General features: G+C 70.9%; 15 protein-coding genes. 6 read left to right on the top strand and 9 right to left on the bottom strand.

Going from position 1 to position 14,804, the window contains the following annotated elements; all coding sequences use genetic code 11:
* The first annotated feature begins 74 nt into the window (after positions 1-74).
* Both pth and U9R90_RS31670 read left to right on the top strand, forming a co-directional pair.
* Positions 75-674 carry an aminoacyl-tRNA hydrolase gene (gene pth / locus U9R90_RS31675; protein ID WP_411060421.1) on the top strand — a complete coding sequence of 200 codons (600 nt, stop codon included), beginning with the start codon at positions 75-77 and terminating at the stop codon, positions 672-674.
* Between the two features lie 67 nt (positions 675-741).
* On the top strand, positions 742-1,236 hold the full coding sequence (locus U9R90_RS31670; protein ID WP_411060420.1) for a hypothetical protein: 495 nt from the start codon (positions 742-744) through the stop codon (positions 1,234-1,236).
* A 96-nt stretch (positions 1,237-1,332) separates the two neighbouring features.
* On the opposite strand, the gene ppc is transcribed toward U9R90_RS31670, so the two are convergent.
* A complete protein-coding gene (gene ppc / locus U9R90_RS31665; protein ID WP_411060419.1) occupies positions 1,333-4,107 on the bottom strand; it encodes a phosphoenolpyruvate carboxylase in 2,775 nt (924 codons plus the stop codon).
* Between the two features lie 296 nt (positions 4,108-4,403).
* On the opposite strand from ppc, the gene U9R90_RS31660 reads away from it, so the two are divergent.
* The 3 genes from U9R90_RS31660 (at position 4,404) to U9R90_RS31650 (ending at position 6,808) form a co-directional block, all read left to right on the top strand.
* Positions 4,404-5,402 (top strand): acyl-CoA desaturase, encoded by a 999-nt coding sequence (locus U9R90_RS31660; protein WP_411060418.1) that lies wholly within the window; start codon positions 4,404-4,406, stop codon positions 5,400-5,402.
* A complete protein-coding gene (locus U9R90_RS31655) occupies positions 5,399-6,070 on the top strand; it encodes a TetR/AcrR family transcriptional regulator (protein WP_411060416.1) in 672 nt (223 codons plus the stop codon). Before U9R90_RS31660 ends, U9R90_RS31655 begins: the two co-directional genes overlap by 4 nt.
* 111 nt (positions 6,071-6,181) lie before the next feature.
* Entirely contained in the window at positions 6,182-6,808 is a 627-nt protein-coding gene (locus tag U9R90_RS31650; protein WP_411060414.1) for a Uma2 family endonuclease, read from the top strand.
* A 14-nt stretch (positions 6,809-6,822) separates the two neighbouring features.
* On the opposite strand, the gene U9R90_RS31645 is transcribed toward U9R90_RS31650, so the two are convergent.
* The 3 genes from U9R90_RS31645 to U9R90_RS31635 all read right to left on the bottom strand — a co-directional run bounded on the left by U9R90_RS31645 (position 6,823) and on the right by U9R90_RS31635 (position 8,781).
* The gene (locus U9R90_RS31645) at positions 6,823-7,446 is read right to left on the bottom strand and encodes a Uma2 family endonuclease (RefSeq protein WP_411060412.1); all 624 of its coding nucleotides are present in this window, start codon (positions 7,444-7,446) and stop codon (positions 6,823-6,825) included.
* Positions 7,447-7,568: 122 nt separating this feature from the next.
* Positions 7,569-7,931, bottom strand: a complete 363-nt coding sequence (locus U9R90_RS31640) for a VOC family protein (RefSeq protein ID WP_411060410.1) — start codon at positions 7,929-7,931, stop codon at positions 7,569-7,571.
* A 28-nt stretch (positions 7,932-7,959) separates the two neighbouring features.
* Complete coding sequence (locus U9R90_RS31635) at positions 7,960-8,781, bottom strand: trans-aconitate 2-methyltransferase (RefSeq protein WP_411060408.1); 822 nt, start codon at positions 8,779-8,781, stop codon at positions 7,960-7,962.
* A 141-nt stretch (positions 8,782-8,922) separates the two neighbouring features.
* On the opposite strand from U9R90_RS31635, the gene U9R90_RS31630 reads away from it, so the two are divergent.
* A complete protein-coding gene (locus U9R90_RS31630) occupies positions 8,923-9,417 on the top strand; it encodes a MarR family winged helix-turn-helix transcriptional regulator (RefSeq protein ID WP_411060406.1) in 495 nt (164 codons plus the stop codon).
* Here the strand turns inward: U9R90_RS31630 and U9R90_RS31625 are convergent.
* From U9R90_RS31625 to U9R90_RS31605, 5 genes are all read right to left on the bottom strand, one after another.
* Positions 9,376-10,167, bottom strand: coding sequence for a LuxR C-terminal-related transcriptional regulator (locus U9R90_RS31625; RefSeq protein WP_411060404.1), 792 nt, complete (start codon positions 10,165-10,167; stop codon positions 9,376-9,378). The genes U9R90_RS31630 and U9R90_RS31625 overlap by 42 nt on opposite strands.
* A gap of 427 nt (positions 10,168-10,594) precedes the next feature.
* Positions 10,595-11,746, bottom strand: a complete 1,152-nt coding sequence (gene galK, locus U9R90_RS31620) for a galactokinase (RefSeq protein ID WP_411060403.1) — start codon at positions 11,744-11,746, stop codon at positions 10,595-10,597.
* Complete coding sequence (gene galE / locus U9R90_RS31615; RefSeq protein ID WP_411060401.1) at positions 11,743-12,777, bottom strand: UDP-glucose 4-epimerase GalE; 1,035 nt, start codon at positions 12,775-12,777, stop codon at positions 11,743-11,745. Before galE ends, galK begins: the two co-directional genes overlap by 4 nt.
* A complete protein-coding gene (gene galT / locus U9R90_RS31610; protein WP_411060399.1) occupies positions 12,774-13,829 on the bottom strand; it encodes a galactose-1-phosphate uridylyltransferase in 1,056 nt (351 codons plus the stop codon). Before galT ends, galE begins: the two co-directional genes overlap by 4 nt.
* A 209-nt stretch (positions 13,830-14,038) precedes the next feature.
* Positions 14,039-14,761, bottom strand: a complete 723-nt coding sequence (locus U9R90_RS31605; protein ID WP_411060986.1) for a helix-turn-helix transcriptional regulator — start codon at positions 14,759-14,761, stop codon at positions 14,039-14,041.
* Positions 14,762-14,804: the final 43 nt, after the last annotated feature.

The raw sequence follows: 14,804 nt of genomic DNA, 5'->3' as shown, positions 1-14,804 counted from the left end.
GGGGGGGGCGCCGCCCCGGGCCCCCCGCCACCGGCGTATCCCCGACCCCACCCCTCGCCACAGGAGACGCGCGGATGACGACGCCAGAAGCCAACGCCCCTTGGCTGATCGTGGGATTGGGCAACCCTGGGCCCGGCTACGCGGACAACCGCCACAACGTCGGCTTCATGGTCGCCGACCTGCTCGCCGAGCGGATCGGCGGCTCGTTCAAGCGGCACGGCAAGGCCCAGGCACAGGTGCTCGAAGCGCGGATCGGTCCCCCCGGTCCCGGCAGCCGACGCATCGTGCTGGCCAAGCCCATGTCGTATATGAACCTCTCCGGTGGCCCGGTGACCGCGCTGCGCGACTTCTACAAGGTGCCCACCGCGCACATCGTCGCCATCCACGACGAGCTCGACATCGACTACGGCGCGCTGCGCCTGAAGCTCGGCGGCGGTGACAACGGCCACAACGGCCTGAAGTCCATGACCAAGTCGATGGGGTCCGACTACCACCGGGTGCGGTTCGGGATCGGGCGCCCGCCGGGGCGTATGCAGGTCGCCGACTTCGTCCTGAAGGACTTCTCCGCCACGGAGCGCAAGGAACTCGGCTACTTCGTCGACCGGGCGTCGGACGCCGTGGAGGCCCTGGTCCTGGAGGGCCTTGAGCGGGCCCAGAGCACGTACAACTCGTAGCGGGCCGGGCGGGGCCGCTCCCGGCCGAGGTTGACCCGGCGCCGACCCATGGCCAAGGATCGCGGCCATGCCCCCCACGCGTTCCGCCCTGCCCTCCGCCCCTGCCCTGCTCCGTTTCGGGCGGCGTACCGGCGCCGTTCTGCTCGTACTGCTGCTGGTCGTCGCGGGTGTCTGGACCTCCTGGAGCACCGCCCGCCATGTGATGCTCACCGAGGGCCGGGAGCGCGGCATCATGACCGTGACCCGCTGCGGCGACGACACCTGCACGGGCTCGTACACCCCCTCGACCACCGACTCCAAGCCGCGCGACCGGGTGGTCGTCGAGCGCTCGATCGGCGAGCGCGAGCACAAGGGCGCCGAGCTGCCGGTCGCGATCAAGCCGGGTTCGAGCGACGTCGTACGGATAGGCGGCGCGGGCTTCCTGTACGCGTGGGTCCCGCTGGGCGGTGCGCTGGTGCTGGCGGGCGTGGTCATCGGCGGCGGGCTGCGGCTCACGCGGCTCGCCTGGGGGACGGGGCTGGCCGGGGCAGCGCTGCTGGTGGCGGCATTCGCCGCGCTTTGACCAGCAGCGCCGACCCACAACCACTCATTGAGCAACCCCAACGCCGACCAACCACCTCCGCGAGAGCGGCGGCGGCTTAGCCGCAAAGGGCGGCCGTCAGCCGGTGTTGCGCAGCCCCGCCGCCACACCGTTCACGGTCAGCAGCAGCGCCCGCGCGAGCAGCGGGTCGGGCTCCTCGCCGGCCGCGGCCGCCTCGCGTTGCCGCTTCAGCAGCGTGACCTGGAGATACGAGATCGGGTCCAGGTAGGCGTCGCGGATGCCGAAGGTCTGCTGGAGTACGGGATTGGTGTCCAGGAGCTTCTCGCCGCCGGTGATCCGCAGCACCTCGCTCACCGTCAGCGCGTGCTCGGCCTCGATGGTGGCGAAGACGTGCTTCAGCTCGTCCGGGACCAGCGAGTCGACGTAGTGGCGGGCGATCCGCAGGTCGGTCTTGGCGAGCGTCATCTCGACGTTGGAGAGGAAGTTCTGGAAGAAGTGCCAGTGCTCGTGCATCTCGTCGAGCACCGAGTCCAGACCGGCCTCGCGCAGCGCCTTCAGCCCGGAGCCGACACCGAACCAGCCCGGCACGATCTGCCGCGACTGCGTCCAGCCGAAGACCCACGGGATGGCCCGCAGCCCGTCGAGACCGGCACCCGAGTCGGGGCGGCGCGAGGGCCGGGACCCCAGGTGCAGGTCGGCGAGCTGGTCCACCGGCGTGGCGGCGAAGAAGTACGCGGGCAGGTCCGGGTCCTCGACCAGTCGCCGGTACGCGGAGTGCGCGGCGTCCGAGACGGTGTCCATCGCCGCGTCCCAGCGGGCCAGCGCCTCGTCGGACTGGCGCGGCGAGGTGTGCAGCGCGGAGGCCTGGAGCGTGGCCGCGACGGTCAGCTCCAGGTTCTCCCTGGCCAGCGAGGGCACCAGGTACTTGTCGGAGATGACCTCGCCCTGCTCGGTCACCTTGATCTCGCCCTCCAGGGTGCCCCAGGGCTGCGCGAGGATCGCGTCGTGCGAGGGGCCGCCGCCGCGGCCGACGGTGCCGCCACGGCCGTGGAACAGCCGCAGCCGTACCCCGTACCGGTGCGCGACGTCACGCAGCCGCCGCTGGGCCCGGTGGATCTCCCACTGGGAGGTGGTGATGCCGCCGAACTTGGAGGAGTCGGAGTAGCCGAGCATGACCTCCTGGACGTCGCCGCGCAGCGAGACCAGGCGCCGGTAGGAGGGGTCGGCGAGCATCTCGTCGAGGATGACGTCCGCGGCCTTGAGCTCGTCCGTGGTCTCAAGCAGCGGCACGATGCCGATCTTCGCCCAGCCCGCGTGCAGGTCGATCAGACCCGCCTCGCGGGCCAGGACGGCGGCCGCGAAGACGTCGTCGGCGCCCTGGCACATCGAGATGATGTACGACTCGATGACCTCGGGCCCGAAGACGGCGAGGGCCTTCCTGACCGTGGAGAAGACGCCGAGGGTCTTCTCGCCCGCGGCGTCCAGCGGCGCGGGCGACGGCGCGAGCGGGCGGCGCGAGCGCAGCTCCTTGGCGAGCAGCTTCTGCCGGTACTCGCGCGGCATGTCCGCGTACCGCCAGGACTCCTCGCCGAGGCGGTCGAAGAGCTGGCCGAGCGCGTGGTGGTGGGCGTCGGCGTGCTCGCGTACGTCCAGCGTGGCCAGCTGCAGCCCGAACGCGGCCAGCGTGCGGATCGTCCGGTCCATGCGGCCGTCGGCGAGCAGACCGCCGCGGTGCTCGCGCAGCGACGTCTGGATCAGGATCAGGTCGTGCAGCAGCTCGGCGGTGCCGAGGTAGTCGCGGCCCGGCTCGTGCGGGGTGCCCTTGGCGAGGCGCTCGCGCGTGTTGACCAGCTTCTGCCGTACGCAGGTGGTCTTCAGGCGGTACGGCTCCTCGGCGTTCAGCCGCTTGTAGCGGGGGCTGATCTCCGGCAGCCGCTCCAGGTCGGTCTGCAGCGAGGTGAGGAGCTCCTCGGTGGCGCCGGTGTAGCGGATGGAGTTGGAGAGCAGGCCGCGCAGGAAGTCGATCATCTCCAGCGCGTCGGTGATGCCGTGCTCGTGCTGGAGGATCAGCACCTCCCAGGTGACCGCGGGGGTCACGTTGGGGTTGCCGTCGCGGTCGCCGCCGATCCAGCTGCCGAAGGTGAGCGGGCGGGTGTCGGCGGGGAGCTGGACGCCGACCCGCTCCAGCTCGGCGGTGAGGTCTTCCAGGACGTCGCCCACCGCACCGGTGTGCAGCTCGTCCAGGTAGTAGATGGCGTTGCGCGCCTCGTCGGCGGGCTCGGGGCGTACCACGCGGAGCTCGTCGGTCTGCCAGACGGTGTCGATGTTCTCCGCGAGGCGCAGGTCCAGGCGGCGCTGGTCGGCCGCGGCGCGGGGCGCTTCGAGGAGCTCGGCGATCCGGCGCAGCTTGTTCAGCACGGAGCGGCGGGCGGCCTCGGTGGGATGGGCGGTGAAGACGGGGCGCACATTGAGGTGCTTGACCGTCTGCCGCAGGTGCTCGGGGTCGGCGTCCTTGAGCCGGTCGGCGGTACGCGCCAGGGTACTGCCCTCGGCGTCCCGCCTGATCCGCAGCTCGCGGCCGCGGTGCACCTGCTCGGTGACGTTCGCCAGGTGGAAGTAGGTGGAGAAGGCGCGGACCAGCTTGGCCGCCGTCTCCAGCTCGGTCTCGCTGAGCAGGCGGGCCGCGGCCTCGCCGTCGCTGCGGGTCAGGGCGCGGACCCGCTCGACGAGGTCGAGCAGCTCGTGGCCCTCCTGTCGTACGAGGGTCTCGCCGAGCAGATCTCCGAGGCGGCGGATGTCCGCGCGCAGCTCGGCGCTGGTCGTCTCGGGGCTGCTGGCCTCGGACTTCTCGGCGCTGGTCGTTGTTGTCGCCTGCTGGTCGGCACTGCTCACAGGTGCGGCTCCTTGCAGTGTTGAGCTCGTCTGGGGCGCTTCCCCGGGGTCACGCGACGCTGGCCGTTCTCGTTGGAACGCCGGGATCGAGGGGAAGACTCAGAGCGGACCACGCTGTCCGACGTCACCAGGATAGGTCTCGAATCGACACCACCGATCCGTGGGCCCTTGTGGGCGGGCCGCCCACTGCCATACTTACGTTGCCGTAGGTTACGGGAGCGTAGGTGGCCCGTGACCAGTATCTGGCGACGGCGCACAGCACTTCCGCCCATCCTCGACCCCACAAGGGGACGCCCATGACCCCGAGCTCCGACTTTCACACGAGCTCCGCCGTGATCGACGACGCCGCGCAGACGGACGACTCAGCACTGCCGCCCGCGACGCTCGGCGGCGAGCAGAAGCGCTCGCTGGAACAGATCACCCTGCTGCTGTTCATCATCGTCCCCTTCATGGCCCTGCTCGCGGCGGTGCCGCTGGCCTGGGGCTGGGGGGTCAGCTGGCTGGATCTGGGCCTGCTGGTGTTCATGTACTACCTGGGCTGCCATGGCATCACGATCGGCTTCCACCGGTACTTCACCCATGGCTCCTTCAAGGCGAAGCGGCCGCTGCGGATCGCGCTGGCCGTGGCGGGCTCGCTGGCCGTCGAGGGCCCGCTGGTCCGCTGGGTGGCCGACCACCGCAAGCACCACAAGTTCTCGGACGCCGAGGGCGACCCGCACTCCCCGTGGCGCTACGGCGAGACCGTTCCCGCCCTGCTCAAGGGCCTGTGGTGGGCGCACATCGGTTGGATGTTCGACAAGGAGCGGACCTCCCAGGAGAAGTACGCGCCCGACCTGATCAAGGACCCGGCGATCCGCGCCATCTCCCGTAACTTCCTCTTCTTCACCATCCTCTCGCTGGCCATCCCGCCCCTGGTCGGCGGTCTGGTCACGATGTCCTGGTGGGGCGCCTTCACGGCCTTCTTCTGGGGGTCCCTCGTCCGGGTGGCGCTGCTGCACCACGTGACCTGGTCGATCAACTCGATCTGTCACGCGGTCGGCAAGCGCCCCTTCAAGTCCCGCGACCGCTCGGGCAACGTCTGGTGGCTGGCGGTCCTCTCCTGCGGCGAGTCCTGGCACAACCTCCACCACGCCGACCCGACCTCGGCCCGGCACGGCGTCCTGAAGGGCCAGCTGGACTCGTCGGCCCGCATCATCCGCTGGAGCGAGCAGCTGGGCTGGGCGTACGACGTGCGCTGGCCATCGGAGTCCCGGGTCGCCGCCCGGCGCAAGCCGCAAGCGGCCGACGCGGCATGATTGACACCGTGGCGACCGACTCGAGCAGCAACAGCGACAAACCCCGGCGCGCGCGCCGAACCCGGATGACCGGTGCGGAGCGGCGCCAACAGCTGCTCGACATCGGCCGCACGCTCTTCGCGCAGAAGGGCTTCGAAGGCACATCGGTGGAGGAGATCGCGGCCAAGGCCGGGGTGTCCAAGCCTGTCGTCTACGAGCACTTCGGCGGCAAGGAGGGCCTGTACGCGGTCGTCGTGGACCGCGAGATGCAGCGGCTCCTTGACATGGTGACCGGCTCCCTCACCGCGGGCCACCCGCGCGAGCTGTGCGAGCAGGCCGCCTTCGCCCTCCTCGACTACATCGAGGAGTACACCGACGGCTTCCGCATCCTGGTCCGCGACTCCCCCATCCCCCAGTCCACCGGCGGCTTCGCCTCCCTGATCTCCGACATCGCCACCCAGGTCGAGGACATCCTGGGCCACGAGTTCAAGAGCCGCGGCTTCGACCCCAAGCTGGCCCCCCTGTACGCCCAGGCCCTGGTCGGCAGCGTCGCCCTGACCGGCCAGTGGTGGCTGGAGGTCCGCAAGCCGAAGAAGGCGGAGGTCGCGGCGCATCTGGTGAACCTGGCGTGGCACGGCTTGGACGGCCTGGAACCGAAGCCGCGCCTGATAGGCCACCGCAAGAACTGAAAGCGTTGGCCTCCCGCCCCGGAGGCCAACGCCGCGCTCGGCGTCACTCAATGTAATGACGCTCTCGGAATCCGGCCGCTACCGTGAGGGAGCAGGCCGAGAATCCCGCACATGGGAGGAACCATGACCGCCGAGCCGATCGCCGAACCAGCCGCTGAGCAGCCCTGCCGCTGGCCGGTACCGCCGCAGGACGGCTACACCGTGGACGACCTGTTCACGCTGCCCAATCTCCCGCCGCACACCGAGCTGATCGACGGGAGTCTGGTTTTCGTGAGTCCGCAGCGGCGCTTCCACGCCAAGATGATCGACCTGCTGATGAGCGGCCTGCGCCGCACGGTCTCAGACGACCTGAAGGTCGAACGTGAGATGACCGTGATGCTGGACCGCCGCAACGGCCCCGAACCCGACGTATCCGTCGTCCGCGCCGAAGCGGCCACGAGTCTTGATCAGACCAGCTTCAAGGCCGCCGACGTCCTGCTCGCCATCGAGGTGGTCTCTCCAGACTCCGAGGCCCGCGACCACGACGCCAAGCCCCACAAGTACGCCGCCGCAGGCATCCGCCACTTCTGGCTGGTCGAGACGGCCGGTTCGGACGAGCATCCGGTGGTTCGGGTGTATGAGCTCGATCCCGTGACCAAGGCGTACGCGCTGTCCGGCATCCACCACGAGCACCTCAAGGTCAGCGTCCCGTACGACATCGACATCGACATCTCGCTGGACGCGCTCGGCAGGCTCTGAGCACGCTCGGACCTTCAGCTGCGGGTGATGTCCTCGCCGATGACGAAGCCCTTCGCCGGGCCTTCGGGGAGCACCGCGTCCGTGCCGTACGGAACCCGGTGCTCATCGGTGTAGATCGCCTTCTTCGGGTTGGGTGACGTCAGCAGGACGACCGCGCCGTCCCCGTCGTGGTCGTCGACGAGGACGTACAGGGGAATCCCGGCGCGGGCGTACTCGCGGCGCTTGCGGATGCGGTCGCGCTGCTCGTTCGTCCGGCCGGGCGAGACGATCTCGATGATCACTGCGACTCCGGCCGCGTCGACGCCGAGGCCCTCCTCGTCCGGGATCTCGTCCAGGTCGACCGGGGCGACGAAGATGTCGGGAATCCAGGACTTGCGGCGGTAGACGACGTTGGCGTCCTGGTGCGGGACCAATTCGCCACCCTCCATATGAGCGTCCAGCGCCCGCCGGAGACGGCTGATGAGTACGGCGTGGCGACGCCGACCGGTAGGTGACACCTCGATGGACCCCTCGATGATCTCGGCCCGGTAGCCCTCGGGAAGCTCCAGGGACTTCCACGCCTGCCACAGGACCTCGTCCAGGTCGGGGACCGGACTGTCGTCCGCAGCCGGGGAAACCTCGTGTGCGAGAGCGGTCATCGTGAAGCACCTCCTCCATCAGTGTGGGCGCGGGCGCCACTGCGGCACAAGCGACACGGGGACCGTACGATCCGTGAGCCCGTGCTGCGGGAGAAGATCGTTCGTTCACCCGAACGGGGAGGTCAGGCGTCCGGTTCCAGGAACTCCAGGCGGTTGCCGACCGGGTCGGTGGAGTAGAAGCGGCGGTGGCCCGGGAGGTTGTCGTCCCAGGTGACTTGGGCTCCGCGGGCCGCGAAGCGGGCGGCGTACGCCGAGATGTCGCGTACCCGCAGGCCCGGATGGGCCTTCGTGGCCGGGCGGAAGTCGGGGTCGATGCCGAGGTGGAGCTGGACGCCGTCGGCCTCGAACCAGCAGCCGCCGCGGGCCGCGAGGGGCGGAGGCTTGGGGATCTCGGTCATGCCGAGCACTCCGGCGTAGTACGCGCGGAGCCAGTCCTCCGAGCCGGGCGGGGCGGCCAGTTGGACGTGGTCGACGGCGGTCAGCATGGGCGGCATCCTTTCCTGTCGGCTTCCGTCAGCCCTTCTTCGTGGCTACGGCGAAGATGCGGCGGAACGGGAACACCGTCCCGTGCGGCCCCGGCGGATATGCCTTGCGGAGCAGGTCGCGGTATTCGGCCAGGAACTCGGCGGCCGCGTCAGGATCGTCGGCGAGTTCGGTCAGGACGGGGCGCAGGGCCGTGCCCTTGACCCAGTCGAAGACGGCGTCCTCGCCGGTGAGGAGCTGGGAGTACGTGGTCTCCCAGGCTTCGGCCGCGCAGCCGAGGTTCACCAGGCGCAGCAGGTAGTCGGCCGGATCCAGTACGTGGACATAGCGGCGGCCGTGGCCGCCGAGCCGGTCGCGCCACCGGGGTGACTCGCAGAGCTCGCCGAGCAGCGCGTGGCTGGGCGAGGTGAAGTTGCCCGGGACCTGGAAGGCGAGGCTGCCGCCGGGGCGCAGCCCCTCGATCCAGAGCGGGAACGACTCGGGATGGTTCGGCACCCACTGCAGCGCGGCGTTGGAGACGATCAGGTCGTACAGGCCGTCCGGCGCCCAGTGCGCGGCGTCGGCCGCGCGGAAGTCGAGGTGACCGCCGCCCGCGGTCGTACCGGCGTACTTCTCGGCCCTGGCGAGCATCTCCGGGGAGCTGTCGATGCCGGTGATGTGGGCGTCGGGCCAGCGGTCGGCGATCAGTGCGGTGACATTGCCCGGGCCGCAGCCCAGGTCGGCGATGCGTGGGGGCGCGCCCCCGAGGTCGGGCAGGTCGGGTATGCGGGCGAGGAGGTCGAGAAACGGGCGGGTCCGGTGACCGGCGTGCCGAAGGTACTGTTGCGGGTCCCAGGTTGGTGCGGAATGCATGTTCGAGCTCCCTGCCTGGTGCGAGCGACGGAAGCGGAAGCAGCGTCCGTCGCGAGGAACCAAGACGATGCCCACAGGGAACCGGATATATCTCTTGACGTCAAGAGACTTCATGTCGACAGACCTACTACACTGATCGCCATGGAGGACGAGGTCGATCGGCTGGTGGCAGCGTGGCGCCGTGAGCGCCCTGACCTCGACGTGGAACCACTCGAGGTGCTGAGCCGCGTCAGCAGGCTCGCCCGCCATCTGGACCGGGCCCGCAGGCTCGCCTTCGCCGAGCATCACCTGGAGCCGTGGGAGTTCGACGTCCTCACCTCGCTGCGGCGGGCCGGTGCTCCGTACCAGCTTTCGCCCGGGCAGCTGCTCACCCAGACCCTGGTCACCTCCGGCACGATGACCAACCGCATCGACAGGCTGGCCAAGAAAGGCCTGGTCGAGCGGCTTCCCGACCCCAGCGACCGGCGCGGCGTGCTGGTCCGCCTCACCCCCGAGGGGCGGGAGAGCGCGGACCAGGCACTGGCCGGACTGCTGCACCAGGAGCGGGCGATCCTCGCCGAGCTGTCGCGTGCGCAGCGCGGTGAACTGGCCGGGCTACTGCGCCAGCTGACCGCCCCGTTCGACAACATCCCCTGACCCGGTCAGGTCTACGGGACCGACGCCCGCCCTGCGGGCCAGTGCGACGGCCGCGAGCGTCGAGTGCACCCCGAGCTTCCCCAGCACGTTCTGCATGTGGGTCCGAACGGTGTGCGGTGACAGGAAGAGGCGCTCGGCGACGGCTTTGCGCCCCAGGCCCGCGACCATGCACCGGAGCACTTCGCGCTCGCGCGGGGTGAGCGACTCGACCAGCCGTTCGCTTTCGGTGCGGTGCTTGCGGGCGGCGGTCAACTCGCGCAGTACGCCGGTGAGCAGAGCGGGCGGCAGATGGGTCTCGTCCCGCAGTACGCCGCGGATGACGGTCAGCAGCCGGGACAGCGAGCAGTCCTTGGCGACCCAGCCGGAGGCACCGGCCCCCAGCGCGAGCGCGGCCCGGCGCGGGTCGTCCTTCTCGGCGAGCACCACCGTACGGACGGCGGGCTGGCCCGTACGGACGCCCGCCACCAGGGAGATGCCGTCCACCAGGCCGTCGTCGCCGCTGTCGGGTGCGGGGCGCGGACCCGGAACCATGCCCGGTGGCGCGCCCGTTGGGCCGCCGCCCAAGTCGGCGTCGACGAGCAGCACATCAAATCTCCGCCCCTCGGCGGCCGCCCGCTCCAGGCAGCGCAGCGCGGCCGGACCGCTGCCCGCCGCTGAGACGTCCACGTCGGGCTCGGCGGCGAGCGCGGCCGCGAGCGACTCGGCGAAGATGCGGTGGTCGTCGACGACCAGGACCCGGATTCGAACCACGTGAAACCCCCAGGTTCCGTCTTCCGGCTGCCGGCTTCCGGGAGTGATCCCGGAACCCCGGTGGGGGGACGGATCGGTGCGGGTACGGCGCCCAGGGTGAAGGATCACCGCAGCCTGCACGGCCGCCGCCGTGCTGTGACTGCTACCCCCACTCCGGGCGTCGTACCCGACTGTCTCGCCCCCTGATCAGCACCGGCCCCCACCGGTGCTGTGCATCAGCGTACGGCCGGGGGGCGGGAGCGGAAGGTGATTTGCAGAACTGGGTGGCCGAGATGTTTCAGGTGTGGTGGGTGAGACGTGACGAGAGCTCTGTGGGGACCCAGTTGCCCGCACCGGGCCCCCACAGGGCTCGGTCAGCTCCGCCAGTGCTCCGTGCTCTCGATCGGCTCCGTCGGCTCCGTCGGCTCCGTCAGCTCCGCCGGCTCCGTCAGGACACTCGATGCGCGCCCTGCGACGGGACCGCGGGGAAGACGCGGGGTGCGGGGTAACCGGCCGACGCGAAGGCCTTGTCGATGGATGAGGTCACCGTGGCCACCGCCGCCTCCTCCGTCAGGACGATCGCCGAACCGCCGAAGCCGCCGCCCGTCATCCGCGCGCCCAGCGCACCCGCCGCCAGCGCCGTGTCCACGACCAGGTCCAGCTCCGGGCAGGAGACCCGGAAGTCGTCGCGCAGCGAGGCGTGCCCCTCGGTGAGTACCGGGCCGATGGCCCGGACGTCGGAAGCCGAGGAGAGGAGAGCGATGGTGCGTTCCACCCGCTCGTTCTCGGTGACCACGTGGCGCACCAGGCGGCGGACCTCCGGGTCCTCCAGCCGCGCGAGGGCCGCGGGCAGTTCGGCGTACGGCACATCCCGCAGCGCGGGTACGTCCAAAGCCGCCGCGCCCGCCTCGCAGCCCGCCCGCCGCTTCCCGTACTCCCCGTCGCTGTGCGCGTGTTTGACCCGCGTGTCCACGACCAGCAGCCGCAGCCCGTGCGCGGCCAGGTCGAAGGGGACCTGGCGCTGGGAGAGGTCCCGGGTGTCCAGGAACAGCGCGTGGCCGGACGTACAGCACGCGGACGCCGTCTGGTCCATGATCCCGGTGGGGGCGCCCACGTACGCGTTCTCGGCCCGTCGGCAGAGCACGGCCAACTCCCCGCGCTCGATGCCGAGTCCGTACAGGTCGCTCAGGGCCAGCGCGGTGGCGACCTCCAGCGCGGCGGACGAGGAGAGGCCCGCGCCGTGCGGCACGGTCGAGGCGAAGTGCAGATCGGCGCCGCCCACCGGGTACCCGGCATCCCGCAGCGCCCACACCACACCGGCCGGGTAGTCGGCCCAGCCGTCCGCGCGACCGGGTGCGAGCTCGGCCAGGGGCAGTTCGACCACCTCGCCCGGCACGTCAGGGGACCCGGAGTGCAGCCGCAGTACGCCGTCGTCGCGGTGCCCCGCGGCGGCGAGCGTGGTGTGCGGCAGGGCGAAGGGCATGACGAACCCGTCGTTGTAGTCGGTGTGTTCACCGATCAGGTTGACCCGGCCGGGGGCCGCCCAGACGCCCTCGGCGGCCCGCCCGTACAGCTCGTGGAAAACGTCGGCGACCGTCACGACCGGCCCTCCCTGTTCTGTCCCTCTTTCTGTGCGAACTCCCACGCGTCGGCGACGATGCCCGCGAGATCCGCGCGCGATGGCCGCCAGCCCAGCCGCTCGTGCGCGGTCGCCGCGGAGGCGACCAGCACCGCCGGGTCACCGGCCCGGCGCGGGGCGTGGATCTCCGGGATCGGGCGCCCGGTGACCTCGCGTACCGTCTCGATGACCTCGCGGACCGAGAACCCGTTGCCGTTACCGAGGTTGCAGACCAGGTGCTCGCCCGCGACGGCCGCGTCCAGCGCCCGCAGATGCGCCTCGGCCAGGTCCGCGACGTGGATGTAGTCGCGGATACAGGTGCCGTCCGGCGTCGGATAGTCGTCGCCGAACACGGAGATCGCGTCCCGCCGCCCCAGCGCCACCTGGAGCACCAGCGGGATGAGATGCGACTCGGGGTCGTGCCGCTCGCCGCAACTGCCGTACGCACCGGCGACGTTGAAGTAGCGCAGGGACACCGCCGCGAGACCGTGCGCGGCGCACTCCCCGGCGATCATGTGGTCGACGGCGAGCTTGGACGCGCCGTACGGGCTGGTCGGCGCGGTCGGGTCGGTCTCCGTGATGGGGGTGCCGGCCGGTTCGCCGTACGTCGCCGCCGTGGAGGAGAAGACGAGGCGGCGGACCCCGGCGGAGCGCATCGCGGCGAGCAGCGCCATGGTGCCGCCGACGTTGTTCTCCCAGTACTTCTCGGGCTTGGCGACGGACTCGCCGACCTGCGAGAAGGCCGCGAAGTGCAGCACCGCGTCATAGGACGGGTCCAGCCACTGGGCCGCGTCCTGGATCCTCGCCGCTATGAAGTCCGCGCCCGCGGGCACGGCTTCCCGGAAACCCGTGGAGAGGTCGTCGACCACGGTCACCCGATGCCCGGCCTCCAGCAGATGCGCCGCCACGACGCTTCCGACATAGCCCGCACCACCGGTGACCACGTACCTGCCGTACCTGCCGTGCCTGCCGTGCCTGCCGTCCCTGCCGTCCCTGCTGTCCCTGCCGCTCATGAACTCGCTACCTCTCGCAGTCTTGCCGCCGCGGCCTCCGGCGGCACGTCGTTGATGAACGCGCCCATGCCGGACTCGGAGCCCGCGAGGAACTTCAGCTTCCCTGACGTACGACGAATGGTGAAAAGCTCCAGATGCAGGGCGAACTCGTCGCGCCGTACGTCGAACTCCGCCAGCGGACCGAACGGCGCCTGATGCCAGGCGGCGATATACGGCGTCGGCGGTTCACCCTCGCCGAAGATCCGGTCGAAGCGCCTCAACAGTTCCAGATAGATCTGTGCGAACTCTGTGCGTGCCGCTTCGTCCAGCCCCAGCAGGTCGGGCACCTGCCGCTTCGGGTACAGGTGGACCTCGTACGGCCAGCGGGCGGCGTACGGCACGAAGGCCACCCAGTGCCCACCGGCCAGCACCACGCGCTCACCGGCCAGTTCGGCGTCCAGGACGTCGGCGAAGAGGTTGCGCCCGGTCCGCTCGCGGTGCGCGGCGAGCGAGCGCAGCGTCTGGGCGGTGCGCGGGGTGACGTCCGGGTAGCCGTAGATCTGGCCGTGCGGATGGCCCAGGGTGACGCCGATCTCGGCGCCGCGGTTCTCGAAGCAGAACACCTGGCGTACGGAGTCGAGTTGGGAGAGCTCGGCGGTGCGGTCGGCCCAGGCCTCCAGGACGAGACCGGCCCGCTCGTCGGTGAGGTCGGCGAAGCTCGCGTCGTGGTCGGGGGTGAAGCAGACGACCTCGCAGCGGCCCGCGTCGCCGGCGAGTGACGGGAAGCGGTTCTCGAAGACGGCCACGTCGTACGACCGGTCGGGGATCTCACTGAGCCGGTCGCCGTCCGACGGGCACAGCGGGCACTCGTCGGCCGGTGGGTGGTAGGTGCGGCTCTGGCGGTGCGAGGCGATGGTGACGAACTCGCCGAGCAGCGGGTCGGTGCGGACCGCCGACGCGGTGGCGATCGGGTCGAGGGGGCGCCGGTCCACCGCGTCGCGTACGACATCGTCGCGCACGTCGTAGTAGATGAGCTCCCGACCGTCGGCGAGACGGGTCGAGGTCTTCTTCACTGGGGGCCGCTCCTCCACGCACCTAACTAACCAACAGAATTGAACACAAGAAACCATGAACGAACATGCGCGTCAATGGCTGCGCCCAGGACTGCGCTCGGGGCTGCACTCAGGGCTGTGCTCACGGCTGTGCCCAGCACGCGGTGGTGACGTGCGAGGCGCGGCAGGGAGGCGCGATGAGGAGTGGGGGGTGGGGAGTGGTGTGCGGATCAGTTCGGTTCGGTGTTGCCCTGCGGCAGATCGACGGTGACCTCCGCGCCGCCGCCCAGCGGGCCCGCCCGGTCGAGCAGCCCCGTGCGCGCGGCCAGTGCCGCCGCCTCCAGGCGTGAGCCGACGCCCAGCTTCATCAGCACCCGCTGCACATGCGTCCGCGCGGTGCTCGGTGCTATCCCCATCCCGGCCGCGATCAGCCGGGTGTCCTCGCCGTCCGCGACCCGCAGCAGCACCTCGACCTCGCGCGGGGTGAGCATCTGCAGCAGCCGCTGGCCCTCGTCGTCGGGCTGGGCGGCCGGGTTGAGCAGCTCGCTGAAGGCCCCCTGGAGCAGCTGCGGGGCGACCGCCGCCTCCCCCGCGCGCGCCTTCATAATGGCGCGTTCGACACCCTCTATCCGCTCGTCATGGCGTACGTATCCCGAGGCACCGGCGGCGAACGCGGCGGCGATCCCGCGCGGCGACGGCACCGGGCCGAGCACTACGACCGCCACCTGCGGCCGCTCCCGCTTGATCCGCACCACCGGGTCGAAGATCCCCGGCTCGGCGGGGGTGGCGGTGCCCAGCAGGCACACCTCGGGCGCCCTGGCCACGACCAGTTCGGCGGCCCCGGCCGCGGGCGCGGCAGCGGCGAGTACCCGGTGACCGCGGAGTTTCAGCGCCGAGGCGAGTGCCTCGGCGAGCAGACGGTGATCGTCGACCACCATGAGCCGCACACCCATCGAGCAACCCCCCACATTCCCCACTGCCCCCAGCGAACTCCGG

Source organism: Streptomyces sp. E11-3, from assembly GCF_046540415.1.
In the GTDB taxonomy this organism is placed as follows: domain Bacteria; phylum Actinomycetota; class Actinomycetes; order Streptomycetales; family Streptomycetaceae; genus Streptomyces.
This window is presented reverse-complemented; position numbering and strand designations above follow the sequence as displayed.